Here is a 20,873-nt window from a genome sequence, read left to right on the forward strand (position 1 = left end):
CTCCTTACAGCACTTTTGAGAGGAACTGGCGCGTTCGCGGATGCGACGGTCGGTTTAACACGTCGTCGCTGCTGCCCTGCTCCACAATTTTACCGTCGACCATAAATACCACCTGGTCCGCCACTTCCCGGGCAAAGCCGATCTCATGGGTGACCACCACCAGCGTAGTGCCGGAGCGGGCGAGCTTTTTAATCACGTCCAGCACTTCGCCAACCAGTTCCGGATCCAGCGCCGAAGTTGGCTCATCAAACAGCATCACGCGCGGGCGCAGCGCCAGCGCGCGGGCAATGGCGATGCGCTGCTGTTGGCCGCCGGAGAGGTGACGCGACCAGGCATCGGCTTTATCGCGCAGACCTACCACATCCAGAAGGCTGTAGGCGTTTTCAATAGCCTCTTTTTTACTGAACTTTTTATGCGCGATGGGTGCTTCAACCAGGTTTTCCAGCACCGTAAGATGCGGAAAAAGATTGAAGTTCTGAAACACGTACCCAACATTGACGCGCTGTTTGAGGATCTCTTTCTCTTTGAGCTCGTAGAGTTTGTCACCCTGACGGCGATAGCCGATGTAATCCCCGTCAATCTGGATAAAGCCTTCGTCTACGCGCTCCAGATGGTTAATAGTGCGCAGCAGCGTCGATTTTCCCGATCCAGAGGGTCCGAGGATCACCGTCACGGAGCCCGGTGGGATCTCAAGCGTGACGTTATCGAGCGCTTTATGTCGGCCAAAAAACTTACTGACGCCGGTTATGGAAATGTGTCCTTCAGGAGAGGCTTGCATGAACGGGCTCCTGTGCTGACGAAGTGGTGACGGAACGCGCGCGGCTGGTCGCCCGGCTCTGGTTTACGGCGGAGCGGCGCTCGCTGCGGGCGAGTCCACGCTCAATAACATGCTGGATGGCAGACAGTACGGTGGTGATCACCAGATACCAGACGGCCCCCACCATCAACAGCGGGATCACCTCCTGGGTGCGGTTGTAGATCATCTGGATCGTGTAGAACAGTTCCGGCATCGCCAGCACGTAAACCATCGCCGTCCCTTTGGCGAGGCTGATGATTTCGTTAAACCCGGACGGCAGGATGGTGCGCAGCGCCTGGGGGAGAATTATGCGCACGGTGCGACGCCACGCCGGCAGACCCAGCGCAGCGGCCGCCTCATACTGACCGTGGTCGACCCCAAGGAAGCCCCCGCGAATGATCTCCGCAGTATAGGCGCTCTGCACCAGCGTCAGCCCCACGATGGCGGTAGAAAACTGCCCGAGAACGTTGATGGTTTCAAAGCTGCCCCAGGTAATGCCGGTAAAAGGCACGCCGAGAGAGAGCGTGTCGTAGAGATAGGAGAAGTTATAGAGGATAATCAGCACCACGATCAGCGGCAGCGATCGGAACAGCCAGATGTAGCCCCACGCCAGGCTGCTCAACAGCCATGATGACGAGAGCCGAGCCAGCGCCAGCATGCCGCCAATCACCACGCTCAATACGGTGCTTATCAACGTCAGCAGCAGCGTCTGTCCGACGCCTTCGAGGATCACCGGGTCAAAGAACCAGCGGGCAAATACCGCCCACTCCCAGCGCGGATTAAAGGCCACGGACTGGATCACGACCGCCAGCACAAACAGCGCCACCACGGCGCCAGCAGCGCGCAGCGGATAACGTGCCGGGACCACTTTTATGGTTTCAACGTTGCTCATCGTCGCTCCTTATGCGGTTTTGCTGAGCGCTTCGCGGATCAGCGTCTTGGTGAAACGTAGCCGACCGTCGAACGGCGGCTGGCTGTACTCTTCCGGGTCGCGGTTGAGATCGAACTGCGGCTGATACCCCTGGCTGAGATAGAGCCGCACCGCCTCCGGCTGACGAAACCCCGTGGTCAGGTAGATGTGGCTGTAGCCCGCCAGCACCGCCCGGCGCTCCAGCTCCTGTACCACGCGCGCGGCCAGCCCCTGCTGGCGCAGCGTTTTATTCGTCCAGATACGTTTGATCTCTGCGGTATGTTCGTCGAAGGGCTTATACGCCCCGGTGGCGATGATCTCGCCATCGCGCTCCAGAACGATAAACAGCCCCTGCGGCGCCAGGTACCACTCTGTCAGCTCGACTTCCGCATCCTTTGAAAAGTAGTCGCCGTAACGAGCGGCGTATTCACCGAAAAGCCCCGCGATAATGGGCTGAAGATCGGCATCTTCCGGCGAAACGTCACGAAATTGTTCGCGCATAGCGCCTCCTTAATCGCCCAGACCGGCCGGGTTAACTTCGGAACTGGAGATACGCTCCACGCCTTCCCCCCAGCGGTTCAGCACCTTGTCGTAATCTCCGTTCTTGATCGCGCCGTTCAGCGCGGTTTGAACCGGTTCGACCAGGCCGCTGCCTTTTTTCAGCGTCACCGCGATATGCGCTGCCTTCGGCCAGCCGCCGTCGACGCTGCCGACCAGTTTGGTTTTACCGTTAAGCGCCGCTTTCCAGGCACCGATCACGTTCGGGCCAAAGTAGGCGTCCGCGCGTCCGGACTGAAGCGCCAGCGTTTGGGCCGCGTCGTCTTTGGTGTAGATCGGCGTAAAAGGTTTAAGCCCTTTTTTGAGGTTCTCTTCGTTCCATGCCAGCAGAATGGCTTCCTGGTTTGTGCCGGAACCCACGATGATGCGCAGCCCGGCGATATCCTCTGCCTTCACAAGCGAGTTGATGGGACTGGTGGATTTCACGTAGAAGCCAAGTGAATCCTTGCGATAGGTGGCGAAGTCGAACTTCTCTTTACGCGCTTTGGTGACGGTGATGTTGCTGATAGCCGCATCGTATTTCCCGGAGGCCGCCCCCAGCGGCCAGTCCTCCCAGGAGGTGGGAACCACGTTCAGCTCCAGCCCAAGGCTGTCCGCCACCAGACGCGCAATGTCGACCTCACTTCCCAGCAGGGTCTTGTTGTCGTCGGAAAAGACCGTCAGCGGCGGTTGATTCAGTCCCGCCACCGCCACGGTAAATTTCCCCGGCACGGCAAAGCGATAGTCTTTCGGCAGTTGCGCGATCGCATCGCTGTTTTTGGCGGTATTGATCGGCGTTTTATTGGCCTCAATGCTCACGCCGGTGCCGTTAATATTGACGTTCTCTGCCCAGACGGCAGGGGTAAAAGCCAGCGCAAGCGCCAGAATAAGCGATGATTTCTGCATAGCGTTTTTCTCTTTTATTGTTGTGTGAACTGATTTTTGGGCTCGTCTAAGCCCAGACTTTCGCGCAGCGTGGTGCCGGGATAGTCGGTGCGGAACAGGCCGCGCGCCTGTAAAACGGGCACCACCTGGTCGACAAAGCGCGGGAAGGTGTCCGGCGTACCGCCCTGAATGATGAAGCCATCCGCCGCCTTCTCCTCGAACCAGGCCTGTAAACCATCGGCTACCTGCTCCGGTGTGCCGGAAAAACGCGGGCGCGGCGATGCGGCTTCCAGCGCGACCTGACGCAGGGTTAAGTTGCGCTCACGGGCGTTACGCTTGATTTCATCGGTGGTGCTGCGGAAGCTGTTTTTGCCCAAATCGCCAATGTCCGGGAACGGCGCGTCGAGGGAATACTGGCTGAAGTCGTGATGCTCGAAATAACGTCCGAGGTAATTCAGCGCATCATTAATGGAGACCAGTGCCGCCGTGGTTTGATACTGGTTTTCTACGTCATCGGCGTCGTTTCCAACAATCACGCTGACGCCCTGGAATATATGTAAATCCTCTGCGCGACGGCCGTGACTTTCCAGCTGCTGTTTAACATCTCGGTAAAAAGCCTGGGCTTCTTCCAGCGTGTCATGGTGGGTAAAAATCGCGTCAGCATGTTTTGCCGCCAGCTTTTTACCGTCGTCGGACGCACCAGCCTGAAAGACAATCGGACGTCCCTGCGGGGTGCGGCCAATATTCAGCGGGCCAGAAACCCGGAAGAAATCACCGTGGTGATCCAGAGTATGCAGTTTCGACGCATCAAAGAACTGTCCGCTCTCTTTATTCCGGATAAAGGCATCCCCTTCCCAGGAGTCCCACAGCCCTTTCACCACGTCGAGATACTCATCGGCAATGCGGTAGCGCAGCGCATGCTCCGGGTGTTTTTCGCGGGAGAAGTTCTTCGCTGACCCTTCCAGCGGCGACGTCACCACGTTCCAGCCTGCGCGTCCGTTGCTCAGGTGATCGAGGCTGGCGAACTGGCGTGCAGCGGTGAAAGGCTCGCTGTACGAGGTGGATAACGTGCCGACCAGCCCCAGGCGCGAGGTGATACTCGCCAGCGCGGACAACACCGTCAGCGGCTCAAAGCGGTTTAAAAAATGCGGAATGGATTTCTCGTTAATATAAAGACCGTCGGCCACAAATATAAAGTCGAGCTTGCCCTCTTCTGCTTTTAAAGCCGTTTCTTTGACGAAATCAAAATTAATGCTGGCATCCGCGACCGCCGCCGGGTGGCGCCAGGCAGACATATTTCCGGATGCACCATGCAAAATGGTCCCCAGCCGCAATTGACGATGTGCAGACATATTCACCTCAAATTAATTAAACGTGTTGCAGGGCTTTTTCCGCGAGCTGAGCAAAATAGCGGGCAGCGGGTTCGATTAATGCTTCGTCCGGGTTAAATGCCGGGTGATGTAACCCAAACGGACTGTTGCTGCCAATGCTGACAAACGCGCCGGGTATGTTTTGCAGATAGACCGCGAAATCCTCCCCGCCCATGTGCAGTTCCGCATGCCGGGTTTCATATCCCGCTTCGCGCGCGACCGAGGTGGCAAACCCGGCCCAGTGCTCATCATTCACCAGCGCGGTGGGCCCGGCGAACCAGGTGATGTTGATCTGCGCGCTAAAGGCGCTGGCAAATCCGGCGGCGATTTCACCGACGCGCGCTTTGACGTTCTGCTGCACTTCCATGCGGTGCGTGCGCAGCGTACCCTCCAGCTCAACGCTTTCCGGCAGCACGTTCCAGGTATTTCCCCCGGCGATGCGCGTCACGCTCAGAACAACCGAATCCAGCGTGTTGACGTTACGGCTGGCTACGCTTTGCAGCGCGGTCACCAGCTGGCTTGCCAGCACGATGGCGTCGTTGCCTTCATGGGGACGTGCGGCATGCGCGCCTTTGCCGGTAACATGAATAACGAAGCGATCGACGTTCGCATAGAATGGGCCGCCGCGCGTAGCAAACTCGCCGACCGGCAGTGAAGGCTCGTTATGCATTCCGAAAATCGCGCGTACGTCACGTAACGCCCCGGCCCGCACCATACTTTTTGCTCCGCCGAAATTCTCTTCCGCAGGCTGGAACAGGATCCGCACGCGACCGTTGAGCGAGGCTTCCCGCTCCTTTAGCTTTAACGCAGCGCCGAGGATCACGCTGGTGTGGATGTCATGGCCACAGGCATGCATCACCCCCGCACGCCGGGAGCTAAACGGCACCCCACTGCGCTCGTCGATGGGTAACGCGTCGATATCGGCACGCAGCGCAACCAGTGCGTTGCCCGTGCCGATCTCCGCAACCAGCCCGGTCTGGAGATCGTAAGGCAGCGGTGCAATACCGGCCGCCGTCAGCCACTCGCGCAGGCGCGCCGTTGTTTCGACCTCCTGACCGGAGAGTTCAGGGTTCTGGTGCAGCTCACGGCGCCAGGCAATCAGTTGTTCGCTAAAGCTCATACGGTCACCTCCCTGTTAAATCGCGCCTCGGCCAGCAGTCGCAGTGACTGCGCGCGCGTTGCGCCATCAGCGACCGGCGTGTCGATGATAAATTCGTCAATTCCCCACTGCTGATGCAGCGCGTTGAGCTGTTCAAGCACCGACGCCGCCGTTCCGGCCAGCAGAGACTGCGCCCGACGCGCGATGCGCACCGGGTCACTCCCCGCCTGCCGCGCAAAGGCGTAGGCCTGTTCTTCGCTGGCCACGGTGACGCGCTGTCCGTTTACCAGCTCCACGCCCCACACTTCAACCTTCTGCGCCAGCGCATCGGCCTCAGCCTGGGTTGGGGCAACAATGACCTGCACGGCCACAATCACCTCCCGGACGCTGTGTTGACGCCACGCTGTGACGACCTCGCGCAGCAGCTCAGGATCACCGTTCAGATGGGCGGCAAAGACAAAATGCCAGTCGAGGGAGGCCGCCAGTAGCGCGCTTTCGGTACTGGCGCCCAGCAGAAATCCCCGGGCAGGCACCGGCGGCAGCGGCGTGGCGCGAACGTCCTCCTCCGCTGACTGATTTTCAGGGCGGATCCAGCGATCAAGCTGCGTCAGTTGTTCAGTAAAGCTGCCTTTTTCCTGCGGATTTAGGCCGTACTGCAAGGCGCGGGTAGAGAGCGGCAGACCGCCGGGCGCTTTGCCAACGCCCAGATCAACCCGGCCCGGCGCAATGGCGGCCAGTACGTTAAAATTTTCGGCGACTTTATAGGGGCTGTAATGTTGCAGCATGACGCCGCCTGAGCCCACGCGAATACGTTTTGTTTGCCCGAGGATCCAGGCAATCAGCAGCTCCGGCGAGGGGCTGGCAAGCTGCGGGGTATTGTGGTGTTCGGCAATCCAGAAGCGGTGATAACCCAGCGTTTCTGCCTGTTGCGCCAGTGCTAAGGTTCGCGCCAGCGCATCGGCGGCTGTTTCGTGTTCTGCGACGGGGCTTTTATCCAGAATGCTGATTCGCCATGACATGTTGCGTTCTCGTTTGACTTAACATGTCGTCATTATTAAAGGCGGATTTCACCTCTGAGAAACAATTAATTTACATTTGGATTGCCGGAAATCAGCTATAGCTTACCGCTACTCGTTCGGATACTGCTCGTCGGTGACCTTCTCCAGCCATGCCACCGGGCTCCCGTCGACAGCTTCTGCGATGGCGATATGGGTCATGGCCGTCTGCGCGCTTGCGCCGTGCCAGTGCTTCACGCCGGGTGGGATCCAGGCGATATCACCCTGATTCAGCGGTTCCGCCTCTTTCCCCCACTCCTGTAACCAGCCGCGCCCCTGCGTCACGATCAGCGTTTGTCCAAGAGGATGCGTATGCCAGGCGGTACGTGCGCCGGGTTCAAAGGTGACGGTCGCGCCGCCGACTTTTGCCGGTTCAGTCGCCTGGAAAGGTGCGTCAATGCGCACGCTGCCGGTAAACCAGGCCTCTGGCCCATGAACGGAAGGTAGCGAACCGCTACGGATAATTTTCATGATCTACTCCTCGTTTGCTATTGCGTTAACAGTAGCGTAAAGCCATGGGGAGCATTAGAGTGCATAATCAGAAAGGAACTATGAGTTCAATTCATAAATAGGATAAGCCGCCATGTTAAAAGACAACTTCAACGATCTGCTCTCCTTTATGGTTGTCGCCCGGGAGCGCAGTTTTACCCGCGCCGCGGCGCAGCTTGGGGTATCTCAGTCGGCGCTCAGTCACGCAATGCGCAATCTGGAAGCGAGGCTGGAAGTCCGTCTGTTAACCCGCACCACCCGCAGCGTGGCCCCTACCGAGGCCGGCGAGCAACTCTTCATGCGCTTAAGCCCCCATCTGCTGGAGATCGAGCAGGAACTTACCGCGCTGCGTGATACCCGCGACAGACCTGCCGGGAATATTCGCCTAACCGCCGGGGAGCACGCCATGTCTGCCGTGCTGTGGCCTGTGCTTAAACCCTTTATGGCGCAGTATCCTGACATCAACGTTGAAGTCACGGTGGACGATGGGCTGACAGATATTGTCGATGGCCGCTTTGACGCGGGGGTGCGTCTGGGTGAGCAGGTGGCGAAAGATATGATTGCGATACGTATTGCCCCGGACATGCGCATGGCGGTCGTCGGGTCGGCAGACTATTTGCATCGTTTCGGGGTACCGGAAACGCCGGAGCAGCTTGATCAGCACCGCTGCATTAATATGCGCCTGCCCACACGCGGCGGATTATATGCCTGGGAATTTGAACGGGACGGACGTGAGCTGCGCGTGCGGGTTGACGGCCAATTGATCCTCAACAGCCTGCCGCAACGCATTGATGCCGCCGAAAACGGTCTGGGGCTGGCGTACGTCCCGGAAGATGCGGTTCAGGACGCCCTTGCTGAGGGCCGGTTAGTGCGTGTGCTTGAAGCCTGGTGTCCGGCTTTTGCCGGTTATCATCTCTATTATCCGAGCCGCCGCCAGCACACTTCCGCGTTTTCATTACTTATCGCAGCTCTGCGGCATCCATAAGCTCTACCTATAGGTAACTATTAAGTAAACCTGATGATTAAATCAGCATTCACAGACCTTTTTGCCTAAAAAAACGTCACGATTCAGCGCGTTGTGATCGCAGTCTGCTCTGACCACACGATTTCCTTCGACGAGCATCACTTTCGGCACGGTTATATTTTGCGTCGCTTATCAATTGCGGGTAGGATGCCTCGCCATGTTTTGCCTTATCCATACACAGAATGACTGGAAAGGCAGCATGTGTCTGCGCAGAAGCAATCGTTTGTTTCGGCTTCTGCCAGGCAGGACTATCACGTTAATGGTTCAGACAGGCAAACAGGTAACTCAATGAAAACAAGCAATAAAAGCGCAGCCGATCATCATGCTGCTAAACGTCGCTGGTTGAACTCTCATGAAGAGGGCTATCACAAGGCGATGGGCAACCGTCAGGTGCAGATGATCGCCATCGGCGGCGCTATCGGTACAGGTCTTTTTTTAGGTGCAGGCGCACGTCTGCAAATGGCTGGCCCCGCTCTCGCCCTGGTCTATCTGGTGTGCGGGATCTTCTCTTTCTTCATTCTTCGCGCCCTCGGCGAGCTGGTGCTCCACCGCCCTTCCAGCGGTAGCTTTGTCTCTTACGCCCGTGAATTTCTCGGTGAAAAGGCCGCGTATGTCGCGGGCTGGATGTACTTCGTTAACTGGGCAATGACCGGTATCGTCGATATCACCGCCGTTGCGCTGTACATGCACTACTGGGGCGCGTTTGGCGATGTGCCGCAGTGGGTGTTCGCCCTCGGGGCGCTGGCAATCGTCGGGACCATGAACATGATTGGCGTGAAATGGTTCGCCGAGATGGAGTTCTGGTTCGCGCTGGTGAAGGTGCTGGCCATTGTGATCTTCCTGGTGGTCGGGACCGTATTCCTCGGCACCGGTAAACCGCTGGACGGCAACGCCACCGGCTTCCACCTGATTACCGATAACGGTGGTTTCTTCCCGCACGGCCTGCTGCCAGCGCTGGTTCTGGTCCAGGGCGTGGTATTCGCCTTTGCCTCCATCGAACTGGTCGGTACGGCGGCAGGTGAATGTAAAGATCCGCAGACGATGGTGCCTAAAGCCATCAACAGCGTGATCTGGCGTATCGGTCTGTTCTATGTGGGCTCCGTGGTATTGCTGGTACTGCTGCTGCCGTGGAATGCATACCAGGCGGGGCAAAGCCCGTTTGTGACCTTCTTCTCTAAGCTGGGCGTGCCGTACGTGGGCAGCATCATGAACATCGTGGTACTGACTGCCGCGCTCTCCAGCCTGAACTCCGGGCTCTATTCGACGGGCCGTATCCTGCGCTCCATGTCGATGGGGGGCTCTGCGCCGAAGTTTATGTCGAAGATGAGCAAGCAGCAGGTGCCTTACGCGGGTATTCTGGCTACGCTGGTGGTGTATATCTTTGGCGTGTTCCTGAACTATCTCGTGCCGTCTCAGGTGTTTGAGATCGTGCTGAACGTCGCTGCGCTGGGCATCATCGCCTCCTGGGCCTTTATCGTGGTGTGTCAGATGCGTCTGCGCAAAGCAATTAAAGAAGGGAAAGCGGCTGACGTCAGCTTCAAGCTGCCGGGCGCGCCGGTAACATCCTGGCTTACCCTGCTATTCCTGTTGAGCGTGCTGGTGCTGATGGCGTTCGACTACCCTAACGGCACCTACACCATCGCTACAATCCCGCTGCTGGCGGTGCTGTTGATTGCTGGCTGGTTTGGCGTGCGTAAACGCGTGAATGAAATCCACAGTACCGCCCCGGTTCATCCTGGAGATGACAAACAGGATGGTCCGCTGGTGGAAGAGACGTCGCGTTAATAAAAAAGCCGGGTGGCGGCTACGCCTTACCCGGCCTGCATTTCATTGTTTTCCAGGCCCGGTAAGCGCAGCGCCACCGGGCAATTCCCACCTTAAAGCGCGATACGAATCACATCGTCAGGCTGAGTGGCTTCCTGCTGACGGGTAGACTTCTGTTTCACCGTCACGTACAGCGTTTTACCGTCCGCAGACAGCGCCAGGCTGTTCGGGTAAACCGGCGTATCGAAGGTTTTGGTCACTTTGTAAGTTTTGGCGTCAATCACGCTCACCTTGCCCGCCTCGCGGTGCGTCACATAGGCTTCGTTACGCGCCGGGTTAAACAGTACGGCCAGCGATTCTGGCGCGGCGATTTTCTGCATTACGCTGCCATCTTTCAAATTCACCACCAGCACTTCAGGCTGTTTTGAATCCGTCACAAACGCACGCTGGCCGGCAGTGTCCAGGCTCAGGTTCAGGTAGAAGTGCTCTTTTCCGTCTTCCTGTACTTTCTTACGGCTGAGGATTTTGTTGGTCGCGGTATCAATGGTCACCAGCTCACCGTCCGCATTGGTGGTATACAGGCGTTTTGCCTTCGCATCCAGCGCCAGTCCGGTGCTGAACGTGCCGGTGTTCGTGATGGTGTCCTTCAGCTTCAGCGTTGCGCCATCAACAACCCAGATCACGCTCTCCTTGCCGATGCCGGTAATGTATACCGTATTGGTCGTGTCATCGGCCACCAGCTGGCGCGGCTGAAGCGGCTTCACCGTGTCGCTACGTTTGCGATCGTCCAGCACCAGGCGCCCTTTCACCTCGCTCGTTTTGGCGTCAATCGCCGTCACGGCACTGTTGACGGTGTTACCGAACCACAGCGTCTGGGTGGCGTTATCGATCGTGGCGCCAAACGGCTTGAGATCGTTATGAATCGCCTGCGTCACTTCCAGCGTGACCGGATCCAGACGATAGACCACGCCGCCCTTATCGGTTTTGCGGCTTTGTGACGTCGCAACCCACAGCGCGTTTTCCTGCTGGCTGACGGCCATTTCATACGCGCCCTTGCCGACCGCTTTGCGCAGCATCTCTTCAGCGGCATGAACCTGGAACGTACCGGCAAACAGTAAAGAGCCCAACAGCAGAGACCCACGCAGGCGCGGCGAGCACAGATGACGTAAAGACATAACAATTCCTTTTTAAATGAGGAGATTTACCGCTGACATCGCTTCCGGCGGGCAAAGTCATCGCTTTGCCGTTATTTTAATGAGAATAGTAATCATTAATGAGTTGAATGTGGAGTATTTCTTTCCTGCAAAACCTTACATTCACGAAATGTGCGGTTATAGTTTTCATAACATTTACAAAGGATTTAACATATATACACAGGTTCCAGTTGATTTGGTTCGAATTTTTTCTTAACCGGCTTACTCCATGAAAATTATTACTGCCCATAAGGCCTCACTACCCCTGTTGTTCGTTCCCGTCATTTTTGGCCCGCTGAGTGCGATGGCCGCGGATGAACAGACCCTGATCGTCAGCGCCACGCCGCAAACCGTCTCCGAACTGGACACCCCGGCCGCAGTCAGCGTGGTGAGCGGCGAGGATATGCGACATGCCACACCGCGCATCAACCTTTCTGAATCCCTTGGGAGCGTACCTGGCCTGCAAATCCAGAACCGCCAGAACTATGCTCAGGATCTGCAACTTTCCGTTCGCGGATTCGGCGCGCGCTCAACCTTCGGCGTACGCGGGATCCGTATGTACGTGGACGGCATTCCGGCAACCATGCCCGACGGCCAGGGGCAGACATCAAACATTGACCTCAACAGCATAGAGAGCGTCGACGTGCTGCGCGGCCCCTTCTCTGCCCTGTACGGTAATGCCTCCGGCGGCGTGATCAACATCAACACCCAGACCGGACAACAGCCAGCCACCATTGAAGCCAGCAGCTATTACGGCAGCTACGGCACCTGGCGTTACGGTATGAAGGCCACCGGGGCGGTGGGTGATGGTACTCAGGCGGGCGATGTGGATTACGCCGTATCCACTACCCGTTTTACCACCCATGGCTATCGCGACCACAGCGGCGCGCGCAAAAACCTCGCCAACGCGAAACTGGGCGTGCGCATTAATGATGTCAGCAAGCTGACGCTGATTTTTAACAGCGTGGACATGAAAGCCAACGATCCAGGCGGACTGAGCTATGAGGAGTGGCAGAATAACCCGCGCCAGTCACCACGTGGCGATCAGTACAACACGCGTAAGACCATTAAGCAGACCCAGGCCGGGATCCGCTACGACCGTCAGCTGAGCGAACAGGACGACCTCAGCGTGATGATGTATGCCGGTGAGCGTGAAATGACTCAGTACCAGTCCATTCCGGCGTCCACTCAGCGCGAGAATCCTGCGCATTCGGGCGGTGTGATTGATATGCAGCGTCACTATCAGGGTATTGATACGCGCTGGACCCACCGCGGCGAACTGCTGGTTCCGGTGACATTTACCACCGGGTTGAACTACGAAAACATGAGCGAAAATCGTCGCGGGTATGAGAACTTCGTGATGGGCAACGGCGTGCCGGATTATGGCGTGAAGGGTAATAAACGCCGTGACGAACGCAATCTGATGTGGAACCTGGATCCCTACCTGCAAACCCAGTGGCAGCTAACGCAAAAACTGTCCTTAGAGGCGGGCGTACGTTATAGCTCCGTCTGGTTTGACTCCAACGATCGTTACATTACCCCGCAAAACGGTGATGACAGCGGCGACGCCAGCTACCACAAATGGCTCCCGGCAGGTGCGGTGAAATACGCCGTGACCGACGCATGGAACCTGTATGCTGCGGCAGGACGGGGATTTGAGACGCCGACCATCAACGAACTTTCCTACCGTTCTGATGGCAAAGGTGGCCTCAATATGAACCTGCAACCGTCCACCAACAACACCTATGAGATTGGCAGCAAAACCCGCATCGGCAATGGCATCCTGACGGCGGCGCTGTTCCGCACGGATACCGACAACGAGATCGTGGTGGACGAAAGCAAGGATGGTCGCACGACTTATAAAAACGCGGGAAAAACGCGCCGTCAGGGTGTGGAAATTGCGCTCGACCAGCAGTTTGCCGAGAACTGGAAGCTGAAGATGGCGTGGACCTATCTTGATGCCACCTACCGCACCAACGTCTGTAGCAATGCAGACTGTAGCGGCAACCGGATGCCGGGGATCGCCCGTAACATGGGATATGCGTCGTTTGGCTGGGAGCCTGAGGAAGGCTGGTACGCGGGGGCAGATGCCCGCTACATGAGCGATGTCATGGCCAACGATACCAACACCGCTAAAGCGCCCTCTTATACCGTAGTGGGCCTGAATACCGGCTATAAACTCAACTACGGCAAATGGGGAATGGACGTCTTTGGTCGCGTCGATAACCTGTTCGATAAAGAGTACGCCGGTTCAGAGATTGTTAACGCTGGCTACAACCGCTTTTACGAACCTGCCCCTGGTCGTAACTATGGCGTGGGCCTGTCGGTCTCTTATCGTTTTGAGTAAACCATTCTCCGGCAGCGCACGTTGCCGGTAAAAAATAAGCAAAATAACATCATTCCCGGTTGCCTGATGCGCCGGGAATATAATCAAGGACGTTTGATACAAATAAACAAATAAGTGCGCCAGAGGGATCCTTAACTGTAGTATTGCCGTTGCAGAAGAATATTGGCTTCATCAATGGCTTTGTCGATCGCTTCCCGGCTGGCCGTCACATCCCTTTGCTCAAGCGCAGAAAGCAGATCGTCATAATGATAGGTCGCTGCGGGAACCTCGCTTAACTCTTCATGCAGATAGTGAATGCACGGACCAATCCGTACCCAGAGCTGCTCAATCAGCGAGTGAAGGGTCGGCATCTCGGCATACTGATAGAGCGTGAACCGGAACACGCGGTTGGCATGGATCGCTTTCTGTACATCGCCCTGATGCATGGCGGCACTGAAGTTATCTGACAGCGCGCGTAACGCATCCAGTTTGGTCTCGGTCATATTCTGGCACGCCGCCGCAACGGCCATCGGTTCAAGCTGCTTTCTGATGGCGTTAATTTCGTTATAGCGTTCCAGCGTCACTTCTGGCACCAAAAACGCCTGCGCTGGCGTGGCCTGTAATGCCCCCGCCGACACCAGGCGCAGCAGGGCTTCGCGCACCGGTGTGATACTGGTGCCCAATTTATCCGCAATCTCTTTTGTAACGAGTCGAGCCCCAGGTTTTAATGAGCCCGTAATTAATGCTCCCTTTAAACTGTTCTCTACTTGCAAAGTCAGACTGATTCTTTGTGCTTTTTCCATATGTTCCAAATCAAGCATGTTTAATTCCCGTAGCCAAACAAAATGCCATTTTCAGCGTCTGTTTAAAAAAACATCGCCGGTTAGATATATCCTGTATCGTCATGCCTGGTATGAGGGGCGCGCGTAATATTAAAATCGTTCAAATAATATTGCATTTTTCACTTCTGGCTCAGCTGGGCCGAGGCGCGCAAAGCTTATGGATTAATTAAAGACAATATATCGTATCTTCACAAATAATTATGGCGGACACTGCCCGCCATAACCGATGCTCTGTTTAGTCGGCCGCCACGCGGATCACAACCTTGCCGAAGTTTTTCCCCTCAAGCAGGCCAATCAGGGCGTCCGGCGCCGCGTCCAGCCCTTCCGTAACCTGCTCGCGATAGTGAATTTTGCCTTCCTGCACCCAGCGGCCCATTTCCTGCTGGAACTCGTCAATACGATGACCATAGTCCTGCGCGATAATAAAACCCTGCATACGGATGCGTTTTTTCAGGATGGTCCCCATCAGTAGCGGTAAGCGGTCCGGCCCCTCCGGCAGGTTGGTCGCATTGTAACCGCTGACCAGTCCGCAAACCGGCACGCGCGCCGAGGTATTCAAGAGCGGCAGCACGGCGTCAAAGACTTTACCGCCGACGTTTTCGTAATACACATCAATGCCCTGCGGGCAGGCTTTAGCCAGTTGTTCGTCAAAATCATCCGCATGGTGATCCAGACAGGCGTCGAAACCGAGCACGTCGACCGCATGACGGCATTTCTCCTCCCCGCCAGCCACGCCGATGACCCGGCATCCTTTGATTTTACCGATCTGCCCCACCGTTGCGCCGACCGGCCCCGTGGCCGCCGCCACGACAAGGGTTTCCCCTGCCTGAGGCTGGCCGATATCGAGCAGCCCCATATACGCGGTGAAGCCCGGCATCCCTAGCACGCCGAGTGCCCATGAAGGATGCGACGGGTTTTCACCCAACTTAACCAGCCCCTGCCCGTCGGATAGTTCATACTCCTGCCAGCCGCTGTAACCCAGAACCCATTCACCCTCTTTATAATCCGGATGACGGGAGGTCTCGACGCGGCTTACCGTGCCGCCCACCATCACCGCGCCAATCTCGACCGGAGGTGAATAGGATGGCGCATCGCTCATACGGCCTCGCATGTACGGATCAAGCGAGAGCCATACGGTGCGTAATAACACCTGCCCCTCTGCGGGCGCGGGGATCGGCTGCTCTTCCAGGCGGAAATTATCGGCAACCGGCGCGCCGTGTGGACGGGAAGCCAGTACCCAGCGTCGGTTTTGCGTAGTAGATTGACTCATTCATCGCTCCTTACTGCTGAAAATGTCATTCAAGTCTGGCACGTTATCCTGCGGATCGCCTGTGCATTATGAGCCGGACTGATTAAGCCGCACGACCAGATAAAGGCACGATTCATCCGTTTCGTTGATAAACCGGCAGTCGTTCGGCGGCCCGAGTTCCAGACAATCTCCGGCCTTCATTTCATGGCGAGTATCCCCCTCCAGAAAGACCAGTTCACCTGCCTGCAACCAAATCAGCTGTCGTGCCAGCGCATAAGAGGAGGCGGGCATCGGCACATCGCTACCTGCGGGTAGCTCCACCTGGACGAGGTCGATAGGCATATCGCTGCGCGGCGACACATGGCGACGCAAATAGTGGGTTTGCGGATCGCGCCAGACGGGCTGATTCGCCAGACGTAACAGTTTGCCCTCCTGCATTTCCGCGCGCGCAATAAGCGTAGACATGCTAATACCGAAGGCACCGGATAACCGCGCAAGCAGCGTCGCCGTTGGGCTACTGTCACCCCGTTCAATCTTGTGGATCATGGCGCGTGAGATACCTGCCCGTTCGGCCAGTTCGCTTAATGACCAGCCCCGCGACTCGCGTTCAAGGCGTATGCGGGCGCTAATGTGTTGATTCATATTGTCTGTCATTGTATTCATGACGTCATACTATAGTGTACGGATGGTTTTTCGGGGCAGTTTTGTGACAAAAAAATAGGGATTTTGTCGTAGCGATGCAATATAAGAACTGTGTAATATTGTGAGTAAATCGTACTACTATAGTGAACAACACAGCCAGAGGTTACCCATGATTATTCGTCATGCCTGCAAAGAAGATTGTGCCGCTATCGGTGAAATTTATAACCATGCGGTGCTGCACACCGCCGCCATCTGGAATGATAAAACTGTCGACACCGATAACCGTATCGCATGGTTTGAGGCGCGTACTCTGTCGGGTTATCCAGTGCTGGTCAGTGAAGAAGACGGAGTGGTGACGGGATACGCCTCATTTGGCGACTGGAGAGCGTTCGACGGATTTCGCCACACGGTGGAGCACTCGGTGTACGTTCATCCCGAACATCAGGGCAAAGGCATTGGCCGGCTGCTGATGACGGAGTTAATCAAGGAAGCCCGCCAGATCGGTAAACACGTGATGGTTGCCGGTATTGAGGCGCAGAACCAGGCGTCAATTCATCTGCACGAAACCCTGGGCTTTATTACCACCGGCAATATGCCGCAGGTGGGAACCAAATTCGGTCGCTGGCTGGACTTAACCTTTATGCAGCTCCAGCTTGATGAGCGCAGCGATCCGGATGCTCTGCCATGAATCAATCGTTGACGTTAGCGTTTCTGGTAGCCGCCGGGATTGGGCTGGTGGTGCAAAACACCCTGATGGTGCGCATTACGCAATCTTCCTCCACCATTCTTATCGCCATGCTGCTGAACTCGCTGGTGGGGATTGTGCTGTTTGTCAGCATTTTGCTGGTGAAAAATGGCCTGGCGGGGTTTAACGAACTGGCGTCAACGGTGCGCTGGTGGACGTTGATCCCCGGCCTGCTGGGGTCTTTTTTTGTCTTTGCCAGTATTAGCGGCTATCAGAATGTGGGCGCGGCAACGACCATTGCCGTCCTGGTGGCAAGCCAGCTGATTGGCGGCCTGGTGATGGACATCCTTAAGAGCAACGGCGTTCCCCTGCGCGCGCTGGTTGGCCCGGTCTGCGGCGCAGTGATGCTGGTGGTCGGCGCCTGGCTGGTGGCGCGGCGCCAGTTTTAACCCTTACAGAATAGTCCCACCCTGCGTAAGGTGGGCATGGCGCGCCTCCGCCTCTTCTTTATGCTGCTTACCATGATGCGCAATCGCGGTACGCAGGCGCTGCTGCTGGGTATAGCGATCTTCACGGCTGAGCTCTGCATCATCGCTTAATTCGATCAGCAGTTCGTTCATGTGAGTAATTACGCTCTCTTCGATGGTGGCATCGACGCGGGCGATAACATCATTTAAATGTGACATTGTCACTCCTTTTCACGTGCCCGGTGGCGCTACGCTTACCGGGCCTACATTTGACACCCGTAGGCCGGGTAAGGCATAGCCGCCACCCGGCAAAATACGATCAGTTCAGCTTCGCTTTCGAGAAATCGCTGCCCATCAGGCTTACGCTGTACCCGGTCACATTGCTGCGGGTCGCGTAGAACGTTTTGCCGTTAGCTAACGCAATCCACGGTGCCTGCTGGTAGAAAATCTCCTGTGCCTGACCATACAGCTTCGCACGTTCGTCCGGGTTGCTGGTCAGTTTGGCCTTTTGCACCAGCTCATCATACCCCTTATCACACCAGCGCGCGGCGTTAGATCCGGTTTTGATGCTGTTACAACCCAGTAGCACATCGGCGAAGTTGTCCGGATCGCCGTTATCAGACATCCAGCCGAACAGCGCGGAATCATGCTCGCCTTTGCGCATGCCGGAGAGATATTCCCCCCACTCGTAAGAGACGATTTTCGCCTTCACGCCCACCTTCGCCCAGTCAGCCTGGATCATCTCTGCAATGCGTCGGGAGTTCGGGTTGTACGGACGCTGAACCGGCATGGACCAGAGGGTCACTTCCGCGCCTTTCTCCAGACCCGCCTGCTTCAGCAGCGCTTTCGCTTTTTCCGGATCGTAGCCGTAATCCTTCAGATCTTTGTTAAAGCCGAGCATGTTCGGCGGGATCGGCGATTTAGCGACCGTACCAGACCCCATAAAGACCGCGTTCACAATGGCCTTTTTGTCCGTCGCGTAATTCAGAGCCTGGCGCACCAGCACGTTATCAAACGGTTTTTTCTCTGTGTTGAACGCCAGGTACCCCACATTCAGCGCATCCACCGAGTGCAGCGTCAGGTCTTTGTTTTTCTTGATCGCTTCAAACTGCACCGGCGACGGCGCAGGAATGATCTGACACTCGTTCGTTTGCAGCTTCGCCAGACGCGTCTCAACGTTTGGCGTGATGGAGAAGATCAGGTGTTTGGTCGGCACCTCACCGTCCCAGTAGTTCGGATTGGCGACGTAGCGGATCAGCGAATCCACCTTGTACTGCTGAAGCACATACGGCCCGGTGCCGATTGGCCAGGTGTCCACATTTTCAGGCGTGCCCTTTTTCAGCATCGCGTCCGCGTACTCGGCAGAGAGGATCGAGGCGAAGTCCATTCCCCAGTCGGCCAGGAAAGCCGCGTTGGGTTCGCTCAGCGTGAACTGAACGTGATAATCGTCGATCTTTTTCACATCCTGAATGAGCTTGTCGAGGCCCACGTCATTAAAGTATTCGTAATTACCCTGGGAAACATTGTGATAGGGATGCTTAGGTTCTTTCTGACGCATAACGGAGAAAATAACGTCATCAGCGTTAAAATCACGGGTCGGTTTGAAGTATTTATTGCTGTTGAATTTCACCCCTTTACGCAGGGTAAACGTGTATGTTTTGCCGTCTGGCGAAATGGTCCACGACTCCGCAAGAGAAGGCACCGGCGTGTTTTTTACCGGGTCGAAGTTAATCAGACGGTTATACAGCGTTTGCGAGCTGGCAACAAACGAGGGGCCAGAGCTGGCGATCTGCGGGTTAAACGACTCCGGCGACGCCTCAGAGCAGTAGATAATGGTGTCTTTGTTTGCCGCCCATGCGGCGCTTGCCGGTAGCAGCGCGCTCAGCGCGAGGGCGAGCACGGTTTTCCCTGTAAACATGGTTATTACCCTTTCGGTTTTATTATAGTGAACAGTAATAACAGCACAGACGTTTTGGCCTGACAAATAACGAATCACTATCAGGTTATTCTAAAGCCGTACATTTCGCTGGTTTTAGCATCAGCCCGCAGAAACCGATTTGCCTTAAGGTCCATTATTCGTCAAGCACAACCGTTACGATCAATGCCGCAAGAAATCGTCCCTTTTGTCGTCTCCTCCGCCGTTTGCTTGCTTACCTGTTTCGTTAAAGTAATGGCGTGAAGAAGTCTACAGGACCAAATCGTGGCAAAAACACTTTTACGCAGCGGCAATCTGGATGATTTTCAGGCCGTTGGCGGCGGCGGACAGGCCGTTTTTGAATCAGCGCTGCAAATCCGCGAAGCGCTTCGGTTGCGCAAACAGCAGGCTATCGTCGATTGCCTGGCCATTCCTCAGGTCAATGACGGCGGCGATCGCGTTGACTGGTACTCCCCGGTTGAAGGAACCGTCTCCAGCTGGAAGGCGGCGGATGAAGACGATCGTTTTCGCGCCCTGCGCTATCTGGAAAACACGCTCGCCAGCATGGAGTCGCTGAGTAAAAAATGCCTTCAGTCACCGAAAACGGCGCAGCAACTGTTTGGATCTCTGCTCTCTAAAGCTTTCCAGTTTCCCGGTGAAAACTTTGTTTTCCTGGTGGATGGCAAACCGGTGATCTGCTTCTGGGGTTTCGTCAGTCTTAACGAAAACGCGCGCGACGACGTGCTGGACTGCCTGCGCGAATCGTTGGTCCCTGAACCTGAACCCGTGATGATTAACGAACCTGAACCTGAACCTGAGCCAGAACCGGCCCCGGTGGTGACCTTCGAGCAGGCCGACGCGCCGCTTATCACGCCTGTGGCTACCGTCCGTATCACCGAAGATGAGCTGTATACGCCAGAGCCGGTGCGCATGAACACCGTGCCGTCAGAGCCCGCACCAGCGGTGGTGCAGAAAAAACGTCGCTCCCCCCTGTGGTTGCTGCCGGTTGCCGCCGTCATTATTGCAGCCATTGCCACGCCGCTGCTCTGGCCAAAACAGGCCCCGACCGCAGCGCCAGTTACCTCACCAGCGCCAGCACCTGTCGCCATTGCTCCGGCCCCCGTGAAGACGGTTGAGCCGCTTGAGCTGAAACTCCCGCTGCACCAGGCAGAAGTGGTAGAGCCGAAGGTGAAGACGCCTGCCCCGGCAGCCGAACCGGTGGTCATTACCGCGATACCGAAAGATGCAATGGTGATGGAAGCAAACCAGGTCAAAGCGGGGTTAACGCGCTTCCTGAACGGCACCTGGCGCGCGTTTCTCGATGTGCAGGATCCGCTCACCGGCAAACCGCCGTCTCTGCGCTACCAGATCCAGAACAATAAAGGTTTCGCCCGGGTCGTGCATGGCGACAACATTGTCTGCCGGGTAGACGTCTTTTCCGGATTACACAGCAACGGCGAGCTGTTGATCAAAACGCGCGGAAACGCTCGTTGCACCGACGGTTCACGCTATCCGATGCCGGAAGTGACCTGTAAGGCAGGTGCCAGCGACGTGGCGGAATGCACCGCACGTTACGATGCCAACACCGTCGTTCCTCTGACGTTCAAGAAAGCAGGTGTCTGATC

General features: G+C 56.5%; 18 protein-coding genes and 1 pseudogene. 6 read left to right on the plus strand and 13 right to left on the minus strand.

The genetic code is table 11. The features are described from left to right. Nucleotides 1–4: 4 nt before the first annotated feature. The 7 genes and pseudogenes from L2Y28_RS11365 to L2Y28_RS11395 form a co-directional block, all read right to left on the minus strand. The gene (locus L2Y28_RS11365) at nt 5–778 is read right to left on the minus strand and encodes an amino acid ABC transporter ATP-binding protein (protein ID WP_022648226.1); all 774 of its coding nucleotides are present in this window, start codon (nt 776–778) and stop codon (nt 5–7) included. Next, entirely contained in the window at nt 762–1,688 is a 927-nt protein-coding gene (locus L2Y28_RS11370) for an amino acid ABC transporter permease (RefSeq protein WP_022648227.1), read from the minus strand. The genes L2Y28_RS11365 and L2Y28_RS11370 overlap by 17 nt, the downstream gene beginning before the upstream one ends. 9 nt (nt 1,689–1,697) lie before the next feature. Beyond that, a complete protein-coding gene (locus L2Y28_RS11375) occupies nt 1,698–2,207 on the minus strand; it encodes a GNAT family N-acetyltransferase (protein ID WP_022648228.1) in 510 nt (169 codons plus the stop codon). Between the two features lie 9 nt (nt 2,208–2,216). Then, a pseudogene (locus L2Y28_RS11380) lies at nt 2,217–4,480 on the minus strand (NtaA/DmoA family FMN-dependent monooxygenase). Nucleotides 4,481–4,496: 16 nt separating this feature from the next. Further along, nucleotides 4,497–5,618, minus strand: coding sequence for an amidohydrolase (locus L2Y28_RS11385; RefSeq protein ID WP_022648231.1), 1,122 nt, complete (start codon nt 5,616–5,618; stop codon nt 4,497–4,499). Continuing rightward, nucleotides 5,615–6,616: an MsnO8 family LLM class oxidoreductase gene (locus L2Y28_RS11390; protein ID WP_022648232.1), complete on the minus strand. Its 1,002-nt coding sequence runs from the start codon at nt 6,614–6,616 to the stop codon at nt 5,615–5,617. Before L2Y28_RS11390 ends, L2Y28_RS11385 begins: the two co-directional genes overlap by 4 nt. Before the next feature lie 108 nt (nt 6,617–6,724). Beyond that, complete coding sequence (locus L2Y28_RS11395) at nt 6,725–7,123, minus strand: cupin domain-containing protein (RefSeq protein WP_022648233.1); 399 nt, start codon at nt 7,121–7,123, stop codon at nt 6,725–6,727. A gap of 112 nt (nt 7,124–7,235) precedes the next feature. Here L2Y28_RS11395 and L2Y28_RS11400 point away from each other — a divergent pair, with 112 nt between their 5' ends. Then, nucleotides 7,236–8,126 (plus strand): LysR family transcriptional regulator, encoded by an 891-nt coding sequence (locus L2Y28_RS11400; protein WP_022648234.1) that lies wholly within the window; start codon nt 7,236–7,238, stop codon nt 8,124–8,126. A gap of 327 nt (nt 8,127–8,453) precedes the next feature. After that, nucleotides 8,454–9,950 (plus strand): L-asparagine permease, encoded by a 1,497-nt coding sequence (ansP, locus tag L2Y28_RS11405; RefSeq protein WP_022648235.1) that lies wholly within the window; start codon nt 8,454–8,456, stop codon nt 9,948–9,950. A gap of 92 nt (nt 9,951–10,042) precedes the next feature. On the opposite strand, the gene L2Y28_RS11410 is transcribed toward ansP, so the two are convergent. Beyond that, complete coding sequence (locus L2Y28_RS11410) at nt 10,043–11,104, minus strand: YncE family protein (protein ID WP_022648236.1); 1,062 nt, start codon at nt 11,102–11,104, stop codon at nt 10,043–10,045. A 247-nt stretch (nt 11,105–11,351) separates the two neighbouring features. Between L2Y28_RS11410 and pqqU the strand changes: the two genes are divergently transcribed. Beyond that, complete coding sequence (gene pqqU, locus L2Y28_RS11415; protein WP_022648237.1) at nt 11,352–13,469, plus strand: TonB-dependent receptor PqqU; 2,118 nt, start codon at nt 11,352–11,354, stop codon at nt 13,467–13,469. 131 nt (nt 13,470–13,600) lie between these two features. Here the strand turns inward: pqqU and L2Y28_RS11420 are convergent, their stop codons facing one another. From L2Y28_RS11420 to L2Y28_RS11430, 3 genes are all read right to left on the minus strand, one after another. Beyond that, a complete protein-coding gene (locus L2Y28_RS11420) occupies nt 13,601–14,269 on the minus strand; it encodes a GntR family transcriptional regulator (RefSeq protein ID WP_022648238.1) in 669 nt (222 codons plus the stop codon). A 256-nt stretch (nt 14,270–14,525) separates the two neighbouring features. Next, nucleotides 14,526–15,560 carry an NADP-dependent oxidoreductase gene (locus L2Y28_RS11425; protein WP_022648239.1) on the minus strand — a complete coding sequence of 345 codons (1,035 nt, stop codon included), beginning with the start codon at nt 15,558–15,560 and terminating at the stop codon, nt 14,526–14,528. A 66-nt stretch (nt 15,561–15,626) separates the two neighbouring features. Beyond that, nucleotides 15,627–16,202, minus strand: coding sequence for a helix-turn-helix domain-containing protein (locus tag L2Y28_RS11430; RefSeq protein WP_032623327.1), 576 nt, complete (start codon nt 16,200–16,202; stop codon nt 15,627–15,629). Between the two features lie 148 nt (nt 16,203–16,350). On the opposite strand from L2Y28_RS11430, the gene L2Y28_RS11435 reads away from it, so the two are divergent. Both L2Y28_RS11435 and L2Y28_RS11440 read left to right on the plus strand, forming a co-directional pair. Then, entirely contained in the window at nt 16,351–16,869 is a 519-nt protein-coding gene (locus L2Y28_RS11435; protein ID WP_022648241.1) for a GNAT family N-acetyltransferase, read from the plus strand. Beyond that, nucleotides 16,866–17,315 carry a DMT family transporter gene (locus L2Y28_RS11440; protein ID WP_022648242.1) on the plus strand — a complete coding sequence of 150 codons (450 nt, stop codon included), beginning with the start codon at nt 16,866–16,868 and terminating at the stop codon, nt 17,313–17,315. The genes L2Y28_RS11435 and L2Y28_RS11440 overlap by 4 nt, the downstream gene beginning before the upstream one ends. A 3-nt stretch (nt 17,316–17,318) precedes the next feature. Here the strand turns inward: L2Y28_RS11440 and L2Y28_RS11445 are convergent, their stop codons facing one another. Together L2Y28_RS11445 and L2Y28_RS11450 are read right to left on the minus strand one after the other, a co-directional pair. Continuing rightward, nucleotides 17,319–17,552, minus strand: coding sequence for a YdcY family protein (locus tag L2Y28_RS11445; protein WP_022648243.1), 234 nt, complete (start codon nt 17,550–17,552; stop codon nt 17,319–17,321). A gap of 100 nt (nt 17,553–17,652) precedes the next feature. Beyond that, a complete protein-coding gene (locus tag L2Y28_RS11450) occupies nt 17,653–19,251 on the minus strand; it encodes an ABC transporter substrate-binding protein (protein WP_022648244.1) in 1,599 nt (532 codons plus the stop codon). Nucleotides 19,252–19,533: 282 nt separating this feature from the next. On the opposite strand from L2Y28_RS11450, the gene L2Y28_RS11455 reads away from it, so the two are divergent. Beyond that, nucleotides 19,534–20,871, plus strand: coding sequence for an SrfA family protein (locus L2Y28_RS11455; RefSeq protein WP_022648245.1), 1,338 nt, complete (start codon nt 19,534–19,536; stop codon nt 20,869–20,871). Nucleotides 20,872–20,873 lie beyond the last annotated feature (2 nt).

It is taken from the genome of Enterobacter sp. JH25 (assembly GCF_021725435.1).
Classification (GTDB): Bacteria; Pseudomonadota; Gammaproteobacteria; order Enterobacterales; family Enterobacteriaceae; genus Enterobacter; species Enterobacter intestinihominis.